This is a genomic window from Rhodococcus sp. NPDC058532 (assembly GCF_042719255.1).
GTDB lineage: Bacteria > Actinomycetota > Actinomycetes > Mycobacteriales > Mycobacteriaceae > Rhodococcus_G.
Genome location: NZ_JBHXNU010000004.1, coordinates 77,643 through 91,825, shown reverse-complemented (window position 1 = coordinate 91,825; position 14,183 = coordinate 77,643). Strand labels below are relative to the sequence as shown.

The 14,183-nt window shown below is 71.1% G+C and carries 16 protein-coding genes; 9 read left to right on the top strand and 7 right to left on the bottom strand.

Annotation, left to right across the window (positions count from 1 at the left end; genetic code table 11):
- Window positions 1–2: 2 nt before the first annotated feature.
- The 3 genes from ACFWQG_RS06760 to ACFWQG_RS06750 are packed head-to-tail and all read right to left on the bottom strand — an operon-like array spanning window position 3 to window position 2,868.
- Window positions 3–1,427, bottom strand: a complete 1,425-nt coding sequence (locus ACFWQG_RS06760) for an NAD(P)(+) transhydrogenase (Re/Si-specific) subunit beta (RefSeq protein WP_378506832.1) — start codon at window positions 1,425–1,427, stop codon at window positions 3–5.
- Entirely contained in the window at window positions 1,427–1,753 is a 327-nt protein-coding gene (locus ACFWQG_RS06755) for an NAD(P) transhydrogenase subunit alpha (RefSeq protein ID WP_378506831.1), read from the bottom strand. The genes ACFWQG_RS06760 and ACFWQG_RS06755 overlap by 1 nt, the downstream gene beginning before the upstream one ends.
- A complete protein-coding gene (locus ACFWQG_RS06750) occupies window positions 1,753–2,868 on the bottom strand; it encodes a Re/Si-specific NAD(P)(+) transhydrogenase subunit alpha (RefSeq protein ID WP_378506830.1) in 1,116 nt (371 codons plus the stop codon). Before ACFWQG_RS06750 ends, ACFWQG_RS06755 begins: the two co-directional genes overlap by 1 nt.
- Before the next feature lie 275 nt (window positions 2,869–3,143).
- Between ACFWQG_RS06750 and ACFWQG_RS06745 the strand changes: the two genes are divergently transcribed.
- The 4 genes from ACFWQG_RS06745 to ACFWQG_RS06730 are packed head-to-tail and all read left to right on the top strand — an operon-like array spanning window position 3,144 to window position 5,196.
- Window positions 3,144–3,521, top strand: coding sequence for a DUF488 domain-containing protein (locus tag ACFWQG_RS06745; RefSeq protein ID WP_378506829.1), 378 nt, complete (start codon window positions 3,144–3,146; stop codon window positions 3,519–3,521).
- A 7-nt stretch (window positions 3,522–3,528) separates the two neighbouring features.
- A complete protein-coding gene (locus ACFWQG_RS06740; protein ID WP_378506828.1) occupies window positions 3,529–3,681 on the top strand; it encodes a hypothetical protein in 153 nt (50 codons plus the stop codon).
- Between the two features lie 28 nt (window positions 3,682–3,709).
- A complete protein-coding gene (locus tag ACFWQG_RS06735) occupies window positions 3,710–4,564 on the top strand; it encodes a maleylpyruvate isomerase family mycothiol-dependent enzyme (RefSeq protein ID WP_378506827.1) in 855 nt (284 codons plus the stop codon).
- The gene (locus ACFWQG_RS06730; RefSeq protein ID WP_378506826.1) at window positions 4,564–5,196 is read left to right on the top strand and encodes a Type 1 glutamine amidotransferase-like domain-containing protein; all 633 of its coding nucleotides are present in this window, start codon (window positions 4,564–4,566) and stop codon (window positions 5,194–5,196) included. Before ACFWQG_RS06735 ends, ACFWQG_RS06730 begins: the two co-directional genes overlap by 1 nt.
- Before the next feature lie 6 nt (window positions 5,197–5,202).
- Here the strand turns inward: ACFWQG_RS06730 and ACFWQG_RS06725 are convergent, their stop codons facing one another.
- Window positions 5,203–5,832, bottom strand: coding sequence for a TetR/AcrR family transcriptional regulator (locus ACFWQG_RS06725; RefSeq protein ID WP_378506825.1), 630 nt, complete (start codon window positions 5,830–5,832; stop codon window positions 5,203–5,205).
- A gap of 70 nt (window positions 5,833–5,902) precedes the next feature.
- Here ACFWQG_RS06725 and ACFWQG_RS06720 point away from each other — a divergent pair, with 70 nt between their 5' ends.
- Entirely contained in the window at window positions 5,903–6,310 is a 408-nt protein-coding gene (locus ACFWQG_RS06720; RefSeq protein WP_378506824.1) for a RidA family protein, read from the top strand.
- A gap of 23 nt (window positions 6,311–6,333) precedes the next feature.
- Here the strand turns inward: ACFWQG_RS06720 and ACFWQG_RS06715 are convergent, their stop codons facing one another.
- Together ACFWQG_RS06715 and ACFWQG_RS06710 are read right to left on the bottom strand one after the other, a co-directional pair.
- The gene (locus tag ACFWQG_RS06715; RefSeq protein ID WP_378506823.1) at window positions 6,334–6,654 is read right to left on the bottom strand and encodes a hypothetical protein; all 321 of its coding nucleotides are present in this window, start codon (window positions 6,652–6,654) and stop codon (window positions 6,334–6,336) included.
- 179 nt (window positions 6,655–6,833) lie between these two features.
- Window positions 6,834–7,148 (bottom strand): hypothetical protein, encoded by a 315-nt coding sequence (locus tag ACFWQG_RS06710; RefSeq protein WP_378506822.1) that lies wholly within the window; start codon window positions 7,146–7,148, stop codon window positions 6,834–6,836.
- A gap of 430 nt (window positions 7,149–7,578) precedes the next feature.
- On the opposite strand from ACFWQG_RS06710, the gene ACFWQG_RS06705 reads away from it, so the two are divergent.
- Genes ACFWQG_RS06705 through ACFWQG_RS06690 form a run of 4 tightly spaced genes read left to right on the top strand, consistent with a single transcriptional unit; the run spans window position 7,579 to window position 13,428 of the window.
- A complete protein-coding gene (locus ACFWQG_RS06705; protein WP_378506821.1) occupies window positions 7,579–9,063 on the top strand; it encodes a wax ester/triacylglycerol synthase domain-containing protein in 1,485 nt (494 codons plus the stop codon).
- Window positions 9,060–11,384 (top strand): glycerol-3-phosphate 1-O-acyltransferase, encoded by a 2,325-nt coding sequence (locus tag ACFWQG_RS06700; RefSeq protein WP_378506820.1) that lies wholly within the window; start codon window positions 9,060–9,062, stop codon window positions 11,382–11,384. The genes ACFWQG_RS06705 and ACFWQG_RS06700 overlap by 4 nt, the downstream gene beginning before the upstream one ends.
- Window positions 11,381–12,814 (top strand): HAD-IB family hydrolase, encoded by a 1,434-nt coding sequence (locus tag ACFWQG_RS06695; protein ID WP_378506819.1) that lies wholly within the window; start codon window positions 11,381–11,383, stop codon window positions 12,812–12,814. Before ACFWQG_RS06700 ends, ACFWQG_RS06695 begins: the two co-directional genes overlap by 4 nt.
- Window positions 12,811–13,428: a DUF4232 domain-containing protein gene (locus tag ACFWQG_RS06690; protein WP_378506818.1), complete on the top strand. Its 618-nt coding sequence runs from the start codon at window positions 12,811–12,813 to the stop codon at window positions 13,426–13,428. The genes ACFWQG_RS06695 and ACFWQG_RS06690 overlap by 4 nt, the downstream gene beginning before the upstream one ends.
- A 19-nt stretch (window positions 13,429–13,447) precedes the next feature.
- Here ACFWQG_RS06690 and ACFWQG_RS06685 read toward each other — a convergent pair whose 3' ends face one another.
- A complete protein-coding gene (locus tag ACFWQG_RS06685) occupies window positions 13,448–14,098 on the bottom strand; it encodes a class F sortase (protein ID WP_378506817.1) in 651 nt (216 codons plus the stop codon).
- Window positions 14,099–14,183 lie beyond the last annotated feature (85 nt).

Here is a 14,183-nt window from a genome sequence, read left to right as displayed (position 1 = left end):
TCCTACAGGGCCTTGAGCTCCTCGGTGACCTCGCCGACCATCTTCTTCGCGTCGCCGAACAGCATCGAGGTCTGGTCGGCCGTGAACAGCGGGTTGTCGATGCCGGCGTAGCCGGACGACATGGACCGCTTGAGCACGATGACGGACTTCGACTGGTCGACGTTGAGGATCGGCATCCCGTAGATCGGGGACGACGAGTCCTGACGCGCGGCCGGGTTGGTGACGTCGTTGGCGCCGATGACGATGGTGACGTCGGTGCGCGAGAACTCACCGTTGATGTCGTCCATCTCCTTCATCGCGTCGTACGCGACGTCGGCCTCGGCGAGCAGCACGTTCATGTGACCGGGCATGCGGCCGGCGACCGGGTGGATCGCGTACTTGACCTCGACGCCCTTCTCCTCGAGCAGCGCCGCCATCTCCTTGACCGCGTGCTGGGCCTGCGCGACGGCGAGACCGTAGCCGGGAACGACGATGACCTGGTTGGCGTACGCCATCTGGATCGCCGCATCGGAGGCGGAGGTCGCCTTGACGGTGCCGCCAGCGGCGCCGCCGCCCGCCGCGCCGCCGTCGTCGCCACCGAACGAGCCGAACACGATCGCCGGGATGGACCGGTTCATCGCCTTCGCCATCAGGTTGGTCAGGATGGTGCCGGACGCGCCGACGATCATGCCGGCGACGATCATCGCCTGGTTGTTCAGCGCCAGGCCAGCGGCCGCGGCGGACAGGCCGGTGAGGGCGTTGAGCAGCGAGATGACGACGGGCATGTCGGCGCCGCCGATCGGCAGCACCACGAACAGGCCCATCACGCCCGCCGCAACGAGCAGGCCGACGATCAGCCACGACGACTGCGGGTCGCCGTCGGCGCCGAGGCCGATGTAGATCGCGAGGCCGATCGAAACCAGCGCGAGGATCATGTTCGCGACCTGGAACAGCTTCGCCGCGGCGACGACCTTCTTCTCGAGGTTCTTGTTCAGCAGTTCCTGCAGCTTGGCGAACGCGACGAGCGAACCCCAGAACGAGACGGAACCGATGATCGCCGCGAACAGCGACCCGATGATGAACGGCGCCGACGGCACCGACTCGACGGCGGTGAAGCCGTCCGAGTTGAGGAACTCCGCCCACGCGATCAGCGCGACCGTGCCGCCACCGACGCCGTTGAACAGCGCGACCAGCTGCGGCATCGCGGTCATCTTGGTGCGCAGCGCCGGCGGAACGCCGAGGACGATGCCGACGACGAGGCCGCCGACGATCAGGGCCCAGTTGTCGGTCTCACGGATGTCGATCAGCACCGCGATCACGGCGACGAGCATGCCGACCGCGGCGATGTAGTTGCCGCGCACCGCGGTCTTCGGGCCGGTCAGACCCGAGAGACCGTAGATGAACATCGAGAACGCGACGATGTACAGGATTGTCACGAGGTAGCCCATCAGGCGTCAGCCCCCTTCTTCACGGCAGGCGCGTCCTTCTTCGGCTTGAACATCGCCAGCATGCGGTCGGTGACCACGAAACCGCCGACGACGTTCAGGGTGCCGAACACCAGCGCGACGAACAGGATGATCTTGATCGACCACGGCGCGTCACCAGGCAGGTGACCGAGGACGACCAGGGCGCCGAGCACGACGATGCCGTGGATGGCGTTGGTGCCCGACATCAGCGGCGTGTGCAGCGTGTTCGGGACCTTGGAGATGACCGCGAAACCGACGAACCCGGCAAGGACCAGGATCGCGATGTTCGCCAACAGCTCGGTGTACATCAGGCGTTCGCCCCCTCACAGGTGACGCAGGCGGCGGCGAGGATCTCGTCGTCGAAGTCCGGTGCCAGCGCACCGTTCTCGTCGAGCATCAGCTCGATCACGGCCTGCAGGTTCTTCGAGTACAGCTCCGAGGCGTGCTCGGGCATCGTCGCGGGCAGGTTCAGCGGCGAGCAGATCGTCACGCCGTGCTTGACGGCGACCTGGCCGGGCTCGGTCAGCTCGCAGTTGCCGCCGGTCTCGCCCGCGAGGTCGACGATCACCGAGCCGGGCTTCATGCCCTGCACCGCGGCGGCGGTGACCAGGCGCGGCGCGGGACGACCCGGCACCAGCGCGGTGGTGATCACCACGTCGAAGCCCTTGATCGCGTCCTCGAGCGCCTGCTGCTGCTGCGCCTGCTCGGCCTCGGTGAGCTGGCGGGCGTAGCCGCCCTCACCGGCGGCGTCGATGCCGAGGTCGAGCCACTGCGCACCGACGGAGCGCACCTGGTCGGCGACCTCCGGGCGCACGTCGTAGCCGGTGGTGCGGCCGCCGAGGCGCTTCGCGGTCGCGAGGGCCTGCAGGCCGGCGACACCGACACCGAGGACCAGCACGGTCGCGGGCTTCACGGTGCCTGCGGCGGTGGTCAGCATCGGGAAGTACCGGGTGGACTCCGACGCCGCGACCACGACCGCCTTGTAGCCGGCCACGTTCGCCTGCGAGGACAGCGCGTCCATCACCTGGGCGCGGGAGATGCGCGGGATCGACTCGACCGCGAACGCCTGCACACCCGCGGCCTTGAGCGCGGCGATGCCGTCCGGGTTGGTGCGCGGCGCCAGGAAGCCGATCAGCACCGCGCCGGAGCGCAGCTTCGCCGTCTCGGCGTCCGTCGGGGGCGCGACCTTGACCACCACATCCGCCGACCAGGGGTCGCCGATGGTGGCACCGGCCTCCTTGTACAGCTCGTCGGGGATCAGCGCGCCCAGTCCGGCACCGGTCTCGACGACCACGTCGAGGCCCTTGCCGATCAGGGTCGTCACGACCTTGGGGACAAGCGCCACCCGCCGTTCACCGTCGTTCGTCTCCCGAACGACGCCGACCGTCGGGCGCGCCTGCGGCGTGCTCTTCGATGTGTCCAATGTGACTACTTCCTGCGATTGATGGTTATCGGGCCGGGACCGACGGTGGCCCTCACGCGACGAGCGGCCCGTGGGTGAGGCGGCACGAATTTGCCAATGCTAGCCAGGCAAAGGGTCACGGATACATCTCGAAATCGGAAAAACGGTCACTGAATCGAATCCGATCAAGGGCAAGAGGCGTAAATTGCGAGGTAATTGTGCCTTCTGTCACACCGCCGCCGGGCGATTCGAGCGGCCAAACCTAGACTGGAACGCGCACAACCGCGGAGGTGACGATGACCAGTCGGACGACACCGAGCATCACGGTCGAGCGGGTCTACGACCATCCCGAGCCGGAACCCGGCGCGGTCCGCGTCTTCGTCGACCGACTGTGGCCGCGCGGGGTGCGCAAGGACGACTTCCACTACGACGACTGGGCCAAGGACCTCGCCCCGTCCGCCGAACTGCGCCGCTGGTACAGCCACGACGCCGCGCACTTCCGGGAGTTCCGCGCCCGCTACCGCGCCGAACTCGAATCCGACGAGGGCCGCGAGGCCGTCTCCCGGGTGCTGACCCTGACGGCGGGCAGGCCGCTGGTGCTGCTCACCGCAACCCGCGACCTCGAGCACAGCCACGCCGACGTGCTCGCCGAGGTCCTCGGCGGCGAGCACTGAGCGCGCCGTGATCGACGACGACCTCGGCGGCGACCCGGTGTGCTGGCTGGACCGGGTGTGCCCGGACTGCGGGGCGTTCCTGCCGGACGGACCCGACCACGGCTGCCCGCGGTGCGGCGCAGGCGCCGCGACACCCGGCCGCGACGAGATCGCGACGTGACCGCGGTACACCCGCCTACAGTGACCGGATGAGCCAGGCACGGACCCCGACGCTGCTCGAGCGGGAACCGCTGACCGCGGCCCTGCTCGCGCAGTGGCACGCCATCGATTCCCTGCTCGACGGCCTCCCGACGGACCGCTGGGAGGCGCCGACCCCGCTGCCCGGCTGGGCGGTGCGGGACGTCGTCGCGCACCTCGTCGGCACCGAGTCGATGCTTGAGGGCATCGACCCGCCGGTCGACGCGGACGCCGTCCCGGACTCCCCGCACGTGCACAATCCGATCGGCGCGTTCAACGAACGGTGGATCCTCGGGCTGCGGGACCGGACCGCCGCCGAGCTGCTCGCCGCGTACCGCGACATCACCGCCCGCCGCGCCGGCGCGCTCGCCGCGATGACCCAGGACGACTTCGACGCCCCCGCGATGACGCCGGTCGGTCCGGACAGCTACGGACGATTCATGCGCACCCGCCTGTTCGACTGCTGGTTCCACGAACACGACCTCCGCGACGCGCTGGCCCTGCCCGGCGACGAGGGCGGCGCCCGCGCCGAGTACGCGCTCGCCGAACTGCTGACCGGCCTCGGGTATGCGGTCGGCAAGAAGGGGGGCGCGCCGCACGGGTCGTCGGTGACGTTCGCGCTGACCGGTCCGATGGCGCCCACCGACGATCGGCCGCGGGAGATTCACGTCGCGGTCGGCGGGCGCGCCGCGGTCGTTGCCGCCCTGCCCGCGCCGGCCACCGTCATCCTGACCCTGGATTCTCGGCTGTTCACCCGGCTGTGCGGCGGGCGGCTCCGCCCCGCCGACCGGATCGACGAGATCGCGATCTCCGGCGACGAGGACCTCGGCAGGCGGATCGCGGCGAACCTCGCGTTCACGATCTGATGCGGCTGTTTCTCGCGTCCTACCGGTTCGGCGCGGACCCCGACCGGCTGCTCCGGCTGACCGGCGGGCCGGGCCGCGTCGCGGTGATCGCCAACGCCACCGACGCGTGGGGCTCGGCACGGGACTCGGCGGTGGTCTCGGACCTGGTGCCGCTGCGCCGGCTGGGGTTCGAGCCGCAGGAGCTGGACCTGCGGCGGTTCGTCAACGCGCCGGATCGGCTGCGCGACGAGTTGTCCGGATATCGGGCGGTGTGGGTGCGGGGCGGGAACACCTTCGTGCTGCGGGCGCAGCTCGCGCGCAGCGGCGCCGACACCGTGCTGACCGACCTGCTCCGGGCGGACGCGCTGGTGTACGCCGGGTACAGCGCGGGCGCCTGCGTGCTGGCGCCGAGCCTGCGCGGCCTCGACCTCGTCGACGACCCTGCCGAGGTCGCCGCCGCGTGCGGGGTGCCGGTCGTCTGGGAGGGGCTCGGGCTGGTCGACCACGCGATCGTCCCGCACTACCGCTCGCCCGGATACCCGGCGGAGGAGTCCGCGCGGATCGAGCGGATCGCCGACGGCTACCGCCGCGACGGCGTGAAACACCGAACCCTCACCGATGACGAGGTGATCGTCGTCGGTGAGGGTTCGTGACACGAACTAGTCGGTGCTGGCGGCGGGCGGATGCATCTGCCAGCCCGCCTCGACCGAACGTTCGCACCGCCCCGGCTCGTCGCCGGCACTGATCAGCAGTGCGGTCAGCATGGCCGCACCGTGGTCGAGTGCCCGCCTGTCCAGCGGTCCGGTGGCAACGAGCGAGACCAGCCCGTGGCCGATGACCCAACACCGCGTTGCGAGGTCGGCTGCGACGACGGTGTCGGCGAAGCGTCCGGCGCGTTGTGCTCGCTGCACGGCGCGAACGAGGTAGTTCAGGGTGTCGTCCGCGGCCCGCGGATCGTCGAGCTCGATGGTGTCGTCGAACATCACCCGGTACAGGTCGGGGTTGGCCAAGGCGTTCGATACGTAGGCCGACCCGAGGGCGACGAAGTCCCGCACCGGATCCTCGGACACCGCGACCTCCCGCAGCGTGGCCGCAAGCCGCGTGAAGCCTTCCTGCCGCACCGCCCGCCACAGTCCGTCCACGCCACCGAAGTAGGTGTAGACCGCCATCGTGGAGACGCCGGTCCCGGCGACGAGCGACCGGAGGGTGATCGGCTCCCTGGCGCGGAGCATCCGCGCCGCCCGTTCGACCAGCAGTCCGCGGACCGCCGGGTCCTTCGTTCTCACCACCACCCGACAATACATAACAGCTGCTACATTTTGCCGTGACCGCTCGCCACCCAACCGAGACGAGACCGCCATGCCCGTGACACTGCTCAACCCCGAAGGCCTGCCGACGCCCGACGTCTACCGACAACTCTCCGTCGCAACGGGATCGAGGCTGGTGTTTCTTGCCGGTCAGGTGGCCCGCGATGCCGACGGCAACCGGGTCGGCGAGGGCGACCTCGCCGCGCAGGTCGAGCAGGCCTACCTCAATGTCGGAACGGCGCTCGCCGCGATCGGCGGATCCTTCGACGACGTGGCGAAGCTGACCATCTACATCGTGGACTGGACCCCGGACAAGATGCCCCTCCTCGGGGAGGGCGTCAGCCGGGCGGCCGAGAAGCTGGGCGTCGACCCGGTCAAGCCGATCACGCTGCTCGGGGTCGCGGCCCTGGGTGAGCCGGACCTCATGGTCGAGGTCGAGGCGACCGCCGTTCTCCCCTGACGGCAACCGGGCGGCCGACCGGGTCAGCCGAAAACGGCAACCCGGTCGGGCACCGCGGGCAGCAGCGAGAGCCTGCGCGGCACCTTGAGCCTGCGCCGGGACACCTCGTCCGCCCCGGCCAGCAGGGCGTCGACGAGCAGTTCGGGGTCGCGGCGCCAGGCCGCGACGATCTCAACGAGCGCCTCGTCGGTGAACAGGCCGCTGTCCGAGAGCGCCTCCCGCCACTCCGACATCTCGCCGTCCCGCACCAGGTCGATGGCATGGACGTCGATCTCGCCGCCGTCCCATTCACTGAACAGAACGGCCGTGACCAGGTCTTTCGTCGGGGATGCCAGAGGGTTCATGGGTGCGGTCCCTTCGTCGGCTGCGATGTCCGTCCGTATGGGCGTAACACTTCGGTGCGCTCGAGCGATTGGTGCAAACCTAGCCGGTCTCGCGGGCCCTGGCGAGAACCAATCACCACAATCCGGTAACAGAGTGACAATTGTGATTCTTGGGGCAAACGAGGCGGCGGGTGCGGCGGTCAGCCCGCGGTGACCCGCTCCGCGGCAACCGGCAGCACCGCAACGCGGGACCCGGTCAGCCGTCGGCGGGTGATCTCGTCCACGCCGTCGAGGAGTGCATCCACCAGCAGCTCCGGGTCGGCCCGCCACTGCGCCTCCAGGTCCCGCACCGCGCCGACGGACATCATCCCGGAGTCGGCGACGGCCCGAACCCAGTCGCCGAGCAGGCCCGCGCGGACCGCGGTGACGACGGCGGCGCCGTCGGTGTCGAGTTCCTCGAACTCGTACGCGAGAATCGCGCGGACCATGCCGTCCGTGACCGTCCGATCGCCCATCTCGTCACTCCCATCACGCATGCCACGCGCGCACGCGCGGCGGTAGAACCGTGTCCCCCACTCGAAGGACATGCACACCCGACCTGTAACACCGAAGTGACGTCGAGCGATGGACGCGAATCTAGCCCCTTACCGGGCAGTTGTGTATAGCCAGCTCGGAAATTTCAGGTAACACGGCATGTGGGGTGCCCCACAGTGACCTGCCCGGAAATGTAATCTGCGTCACTACCAGCGTCTCCGTCGGGGCCCGCCCCGGTCGGGCGTGTCGCGCGCCGGGCGGACCCCGGTCCCGGTGAGCGGGACGCGGCGGTCCCGGACCGCACCGTCCCCCGGATAACGCGCGCGGGCCGGGACTCGGGTACAGACTGGAGGCGGCGCCGCGTTGCGGCACCGGCACCGCGCGGGCAGTGGACAACCGTAGGAGTGCGAGATGGGAACAGTCGGCGACGCCAGCGGCCCGCCCCTCGTCCCGCCGAGCGCCGTCGACGTCGACCTGTCCGGACTCGCTCGGGGCTGGGACCGGACGATGTCCGACCTCGAGGCGGGCATGTGGCGGATGGAGGAGGCCCAGCCCAAGCTCCGCTCCCCGATCGTCGCGGTCGATGTCCTCGACGGCCCGCCGGACTGGGATCGGCTGGTCCGGGCGCACGAGTGGGCCTCGCACATCGTCCCCCGGATCCGGATGCGGGCGGTGGAACCGGTGTTCGGCCTTGGCAATCCGGTGTGGTCGGTCGACCCCGAGTTCGACCTCGACTACCACCTGCGCCGGGTCCGGCTGCCCGACCCGGCGACCTTCGACCACGCCCTCCGGATCTGCAGGCACCTGGCGACGGAACCGTTCGACAAGGCCCGCCCGCCGTGGACGGCGATGCTGATCGAGGGCCTCGACGACGGCCGCGCCGTGTACGTGGTGAAGACGCACCACAGCATGACCGACGGGATGGGCGGCATCGGGCTGATGACCCTGCTGCACAGCCGCCGCCGGGAACCGACCCCCGACAAGCCCGACCGGCTGCCCGCCCCGCCGGAGAACCTGAACACGGTCACCGCGCTCGGCGAGGAGGTGGTGACCCTGGCGCGGCGGGCCCCCGGCCGGATCGCCGGACTGGTCGGCGGGGCGGTGCGCACGGCAACGGCCGCCGTCGCGGACCCGATCGGGGCGGTCACCGAGGCGTTCGAGTACGCCAATTCGCTGCGCCGGGTGGTCACTCCCCCACCGGCGACCGGGTCGGCACTGCTCCGCGACCGGGGTCTTGGGCGCTGGTTCGGTGCCCTCGAGGTGGGCCTGCCCGAACTGAAGGCGGGCGCGAAGGCGGCGGGCGGGTCCGTCAACGACGCCTACGTCGCTGCGCTGCTCGGCGGCGTCGCGCGCTACCACGACCGGCACGGTCGACGGGTCGGGGCGGTCCCGATGGGCATGCCGGTAAACCTGCGCACCGCGTCGGATCCATCCGGCGGCAACCGCTTCACCGCGGTGCGGTTCGCAGGCCCGGCCGCCGAACGCGACCCCGCGGCCCGGATCGCGGCGGTCCGCGCGATCGTGCTCGGCCTGCGCGAGGAACCGGCACTGGACGCGCTCGACCTCGCGGCCCCGGTGCTGTCGCGGTTGCCGACATGGCTGCTGGCGAACTGGTACCTCGCCCAGTCCACCGGGCTGGACCTGCAGGCGAGCAACGTCGCCGGGGTTCCGGTTCCGGTGTACCTCGCCGGTGCCCGGATCGAGCGGATGTTCCCGTTCGGCCCGGCGCCGGGCTGCGCGGTGATGGCGACGCTGGTCTCCCACAACGGGATCTGCTGCGTCGGCGTCAATCTCGACACCGCGGCCGTCACCGCACCGGCCGCGTTCATGGAATGCCTGCAGGAGGGCTTCGACGAGGTGGTCGCGCTCGGCGCGACGGAAGGATCCCCGCGATGAGGACGAACGGGCAGCATCCCCGGGTGTACCTGACCGAACCGATGACCGAAACCGAATCCGGTGTCCTGCACACCTGGCTCGGCGAGCAGGTGAGCGGTTCGGCGACCCCGGCAACCGCGGTGACGATCAGTGATCGGGCGCTGGCCGAGCTGACCGCCCGCGACGACGATCCGCTGCTGACGCCGGTCCGGGTGGTGTGGCTGCCCCGCGACCCGGACGAGCCCGGCGCCCAGCGCCTTCGGGAGGCGCTGTCCCCGCGGGACCCGCTGCACCCGGGGCGCGGCGCGCAACGCCGGATGCTGCGCACCGACCCGGACCGCTGCCGGGTCATCGAGGGCGAACCGGCACCCCTGAGCGACCTCGAACGCCGCCTCACCGAGGACGGCGGCGGATCGCTGCCGGAGTTCATCCGCCGCCAGGCCGCCCTCGCCCTCGAGCGCGCCGAGCGGACCCTGCTCGGCGACCAGTACAAGGTGTCCCGGTTCGTGGTCGACGAGATCACCGACAGCCGCCGCTACCGGGACGGCACCCGGCAGCTGGCGGCCGACCTTCGCGTCCCGCTCGGCGAGGTGGACGGGCGGGCCAGGGAGGCGCTCGACGAGCTGGTCGCCACCCAGAGCAGGCGGGCGATCGCGGTGTGGGATCGGCTGGGCCGCTACTTCTCCCGCGCCTACCGCCTCGACGTCGACACCGCGCGGTTCGACGAACTGCGGGAGCTGAACCGGCAGCATTCGCTGGTGTTCCTGCCCAGCCACCGGTCGTACCTGGATCCGCTGGTGCTGCGGCCGGCGCTGTTGGCCAACGATCTTCCGCTCAATCACGTGATGGGCGGCCTCAACATCAACTTCTGGCCGATCGGTCCGATCGGCAAGCGCAGCGGCACCGTGTTCATCCGCCGCAAGTTCGGCGACGACGACGTCTACAAGTGGACCCTGCGCGAGTACATGCGGTATCTGGTGACGAAGCGGTTCAACCTGGAGTGGTACATCGAGGGCGGACGCACCCGCACCGGGAAGCTGCGGCCGCCACGATTCGGGCTGCTGACCTACCTCGCACAGGCGTTCCGGACGTCCGTCGCCTCGGACGTGTACCTGGTGCCGGTGGCGCTGACGTACGACCAGCTGTACGAGGTGAAGGCGATGGCCGCGGAGGCCCACGGTGAGGTGAAGCAGAAGGAGGGCTTCCGTTGGATGGTCGGATATGTTCGCGCGCAAGGCAACCGGCGCGGTGTCGCGCACGTGACGATCGGGCGTCCGCTGTCGCTGGCGCGGTCCCTCGCGCAGGAACCCGACCAGCGCCTCGCGATCCAGAAGACCGCGTTCGAGGTGTGCCATCGAATCAACGAGGTCACCCCGGTCACCGCGTCGTCGCTGCTGCTGCTCGCGTTCCTCGGCATCGAGGACCGGGCGCTGACGGTGCCCGAACTCGACTTCATCCTCGACCCGCTGATCGACTACATCCGGGCGCGCCGCCTCCCGACCGCGGGCGACTTCGACCTGACCAACCCGCTGGTGTTCCGCACGGCGCTGCAGACCCATCTGGACTCCGGCGTGCTGCGCCGCTTCGACAAGGGCGACGAGCGCGTCTACTTCCTCGGCTCCGATCAGCATCTCGTTGCGGCGTTCTACCGCAACAACTCGATTCACTTCCTTGTCGTGCGGGCCATCGCGGAACTGGTCCTGCAGGCGGCGGTCGAGGAACGGTTCACCGACCCGATCCGGGACGGCTGGACCGAGGCGAAACGCATCCGGGACCTGCTCAAGTTCGAATTCTTCTTCCCCGACAAGGACACCTTCGAGCGGCAGCTGCGCGACGAGTTGGACCTGATCCGCCCCACCTGGGAGGACGAGCTGACCAACCCGCACTACGCCGAGAACATTCTCGGCGCGGTGCGGCCGTATCTCGCGCACCGGGTGCTGCAGCCGTTCCTCGAGGCGTACGCGGTGGTGGCCGACCAGTTGGTGCTCGCGCCGGCGTCCCCCGCCCTCGACGAGCCGGCGTTCGTGGAGCAGTGTCTGGCGATCGCGAAGCAGCGGCGGTTGCGTCAGCAGATCGCGAGCAGCGAATCGATCTCGGGTGAACTGTTCGGCACCGCGTTGGCGTTGGCGCGCAACCGGGGGCTGGTGGAGGCGACCGGGGCCGACACCGCGCACCGGCGGGCCCAGTTCGCCGCGGAGATCGGGGTGCTGGTTCGCCGGGTGCAGCGGATCCGGGAGTTGGCCCACGCCCGCCTGGACAGCCTGTCCGAGCCGGTCCCCGCGCCCGTACCCGGCCCGGACACCGACGGGGGCGCACCCGAGCCGGACGGGTCCGCGTCGTGAGTGCCCTCGCCACCGTCCTGCGGGCCATTGAGGAGGCGCCGCCGGGGCCGGGGACGCTCGCCGCGTTCGACCTCGACGGCACCCTGATCGCCGGCTACTCCGCGACGGTGGTGTATCGGGATCGACTGCGCACCAGGGACATCAGCGTCGGCGAGTTGCTCCGCACGACGGGCGCGGTGCTCGACACCCAGTTCCGGGGCGCCGACGTCGGCGGCCTGATGGACGTCGCGGTGCACGCGCTCGCGGGCAGGCAGGAGGATGACCTGCTCGAGTGGGGCCTGCGACTGTTCCGGCAGCAGATCGCGGGCATGATCTACCGCGACGCCCGCACCATCGTCGCGGCGCACCGCCGGGCCGGGCATACCGTGGTGCTGGCGACGTCCGCGACGCCGTACCAGGCCCGGTACGTGGCGGAGGACCTCGACCTCCCCGACCTGCTGTGCACCGAACCGGAGGTGCGCGACGGCATGCTCACCGGGCGGCTGGCGTCGCCCCCGTTGTGGGGCCCCGCGAAGGCGAAGGCGCTCGCCGGGTACGCGGACGAGCGGGGCATCGACCTGGCGGTCGCGTTCGCGTATTCCAATGGCGGCGAGGATGTTCCGATGCTGGAGTCGGTGGGCCACCCGGTCGCGCTGAACCCGGATCGGGAACTGTCCCGGCGGGCGCGGCGCGGCGGATGGCCGATCGTGCGGCTGCCGAGGCCGCAGCGCGGCGCGACACCACTGTCCACCGTCCGCACCGCGACCGCGATCGGCGCGCTGATGACGACGACCGCTGCCGCGGTCGGGGTCGGCCTGCTCACCCGGAACCGGCAGACCGCGGCGAACCTGGTCGGCGCGGTCGGCCCGGACCTGGCGTTGACGATCTGCGGCATCACCGTGACGGTGCGGGGCCGGGAGAACGCGTGGAGCAGCAGGCCCGCGGTGTTCATGTTCAACCACCAGAGTTCCCTCGACGTGCTGGTGTTGGGCACCGTGATCCGCTGCGACGTGACCGGTGTCGCGAAGCAGGAGGCCGCCCGCGATCCCCGCTTCCTCCCCGTCGGGGCGCTGCTCGACGTGGCCTACCTCGACCGGTCGGATACCACCGCGGCGAAGGCTGCGTTGGCCCCCGCGGTCGCGAAGCTCCGGTCGGGGACGTCGCTGGCGATCGCGCCGGAGGGCACCCGGTCCCCGACACCGCGGCTGGGGCGGTTCAAGAAGGGCGGATTCCACGTCGCGATGCAGGGGCGGGTCCCGATCGTGCCGATCGTCATTCACGACGCCGGCGAACTGATGTGGCGCAATTCCCTTGTCGCGCATCCGGGGACGGTGCACGTCGACGTGCTCGCGCCGGTGCCGACCGACGACTGGACCGTGGAGACGCTCGACGAACACGTGCGGGAGGTGCGGGAGATGTTCGACGAATGCCTGCGGCGGGGGCCGCGATGACCGCCGCAGCCACCCGGGCAGGCGCGGCCGCGGGAGCACTGCTGATCGGCGCCGGGATCGTCGCCGGGTGCGCGTCCGACCCGTCCGGGGCGACACCGCGCCCGGCGGCCGCCGTGGCGGACCCGGGCACCACCGCGGCCACCCCACCGGAGGTCGCCGCGGCGGAGACCGCTGCCGCCGCACCGGTGGCGGACACGGACCGCTGCACGACGCGGGAACTGTCGGTGAACGACGGCAAGTCGCAGGGATCCGCTGGCTCGGTGACGATTCCGCTGGTGTTCACGAACACCGGCGGACGCACCTGCACACTGGACGGGTTCCCCGGGGTCTCCTACGTCGACGGCGAGGACGGGAGGGAGGTCGGCCGGGCGGCGACCCGGTCCGGCGAGGGCGGCGCACCGGTGGTGCTGGCGCCGGGCGCGCGGGCCACCGCGATGGTGCGCGCGGTGCAGGTGCTCGACTACCCCGCGCAGGAGTGCGTCCCGACCCCGGTCGCGGGTCTGCGGGTCTATCCCCCGAACGACACCGCAACCCTGTTCGTCGGCCACGCGGGCACCGGATGCGCCACCTACGACGTGAACCAACTGCAGGTGACCGCGGTCGCGGCCCGGTGAGCGGGAGGGGTGACGCGCGTCAGACGGCGTCCGCGTACAGGTACACGTTGTCGGTGTAGTCGCCGACGCCGTCGGTGTAGGTGAGGTCGCCGCCGCAGGTGACGACCGCGAGGCGGCGGGGACCGGTCGGACCGTCGAGCACGCTCTCCTCGACGCCGTCCGCCTTCGGGCGCTCCACCACCCGGGTGACCCGCCACGCCGTGGACCGGCCCGCATCGTCGGAGGTGTGGATGACGTCCCCCGGCTGCATCAACGCGAGGGAGAACAGGGCACCGTTGCCCTGGCCGACCATGTTGACGTGCCCGGCGAGCAGGGTGGTGCCCGCGTCCGCGGCGAGCGGCGCCCCGTCCTGCCAGATCCCCACCGTCGACACGTCGTTCGGCGGGGTGAGCACCCCGCCGGGCACGGTGGCGACGCCGATCGGCGCGGCCACCCCGACCCGGGGCAGGGCAAGGGTGCGCGGCGGCAATGTTCCGATGTCGGGCTGCGGCGATGTCGGGGCGGGAACCGGCGCGGCGACACCGGGCGGATTCGGGTCGGCGACGGCGGGTTCCTCGCCGTCGGCGGTGAGCATGCCGACGCCGACGACGACCGCGAGCAGCGCCACCACCAGCACCGCGAGCGTCCCGATCACGCTCGGCCGCCGCCGATGCCGTCCAGTTCGTGTCATGGTCCGTCCTCGTCGTGTCCGTCGGCCGGGTGTCCGGCGACGACGAGGCGCCCGGCCCGGTCGCGTTCGACCGGGGCGGGCGCCG

Excerpts from the sequence above, each read along its gene's own strand:
- ACFWQG_RS06685 (WP_378506817.1), bottom strand. The coding sequence starts at position 14,098 with ATGACACGAACTGGACGGCATCGGCGGCGGCCGAGCGTGATCGGGACG.
- ACFWQG_RS06700 (WP_378506820.1), top strand. The coding sequence starts at position 9,060 with ATGAGGACGAACGGGCAGCATCCCCGGGTGTACCTGACCGAACCGATG.
- ACFWQG_RS06710 (WP_378506822.1), bottom strand. The coding sequence starts at position 7,148 with ATGGGCGATCGGACGGTCACGGACGGCATGGTCCGCGCGATTCTCGCG.
- ACFWQG_RS06745 (WP_378506829.1), top strand. The coding sequence starts at position 3,144 with ATGACCAGTCGGACGACACCGAGCATCACGGTCGAGCGGGTCTACGAC.
- ACFWQG_RS06715 (WP_378506823.1), bottom strand. The coding sequence starts at position 6,654 with ATGAACCCTCTGGCATCCCCGACGAAAGACCTGGTCACGGCCGTTCTG.
- ACFWQG_RS06735 (WP_378506827.1), top strand. The coding sequence starts at position 3,710 with ATGAGCCAGGCACGGACCCCGACGCTGCTCGAGCGGGAACCGCTGACC.
- ACFWQG_RS06760 (WP_378506832.1), bottom strand. The coding sequence starts at position 1,427 with ATGGGCTACCTCGTGACAATCCTGTACATCGTCGCGTTCTCGATGTTC.
- ACFWQG_RS06755 (WP_378506831.1), bottom strand. The coding sequence starts at position 1,753 with ATGTACACCGAGCTGTTGGCGAACATCGCGATCCTGGTCCTTGCCGGG.
- ACFWQG_RS06720 (WP_378506824.1), top strand. The coding sequence starts at position 5,903 with ATGCCCGTGACACTGCTCAACCCCGAAGGCCTGCCGACGCCCGACGTC.
- ACFWQG_RS06730 (WP_378506826.1), top strand. The coding sequence starts at position 4,564 with ATGCGGCTGTTTCTCGCGTCCTACCGGTTCGGCGCGGACCCCGACCGG.
- ACFWQG_RS06690 (WP_378506818.1), top strand. The coding sequence starts at position 12,811 with ATGACCGCCGCAGCCACCCGGGCAGGCGCGGCCGCGGGAGCACTGCTG.
- ACFWQG_RS06705 (WP_378506821.1), top strand. The coding sequence starts at position 7,579 with ATGGGAACAGTCGGCGACGCCAGCGGCCCGCCCCTCGTCCCGCCGAGC.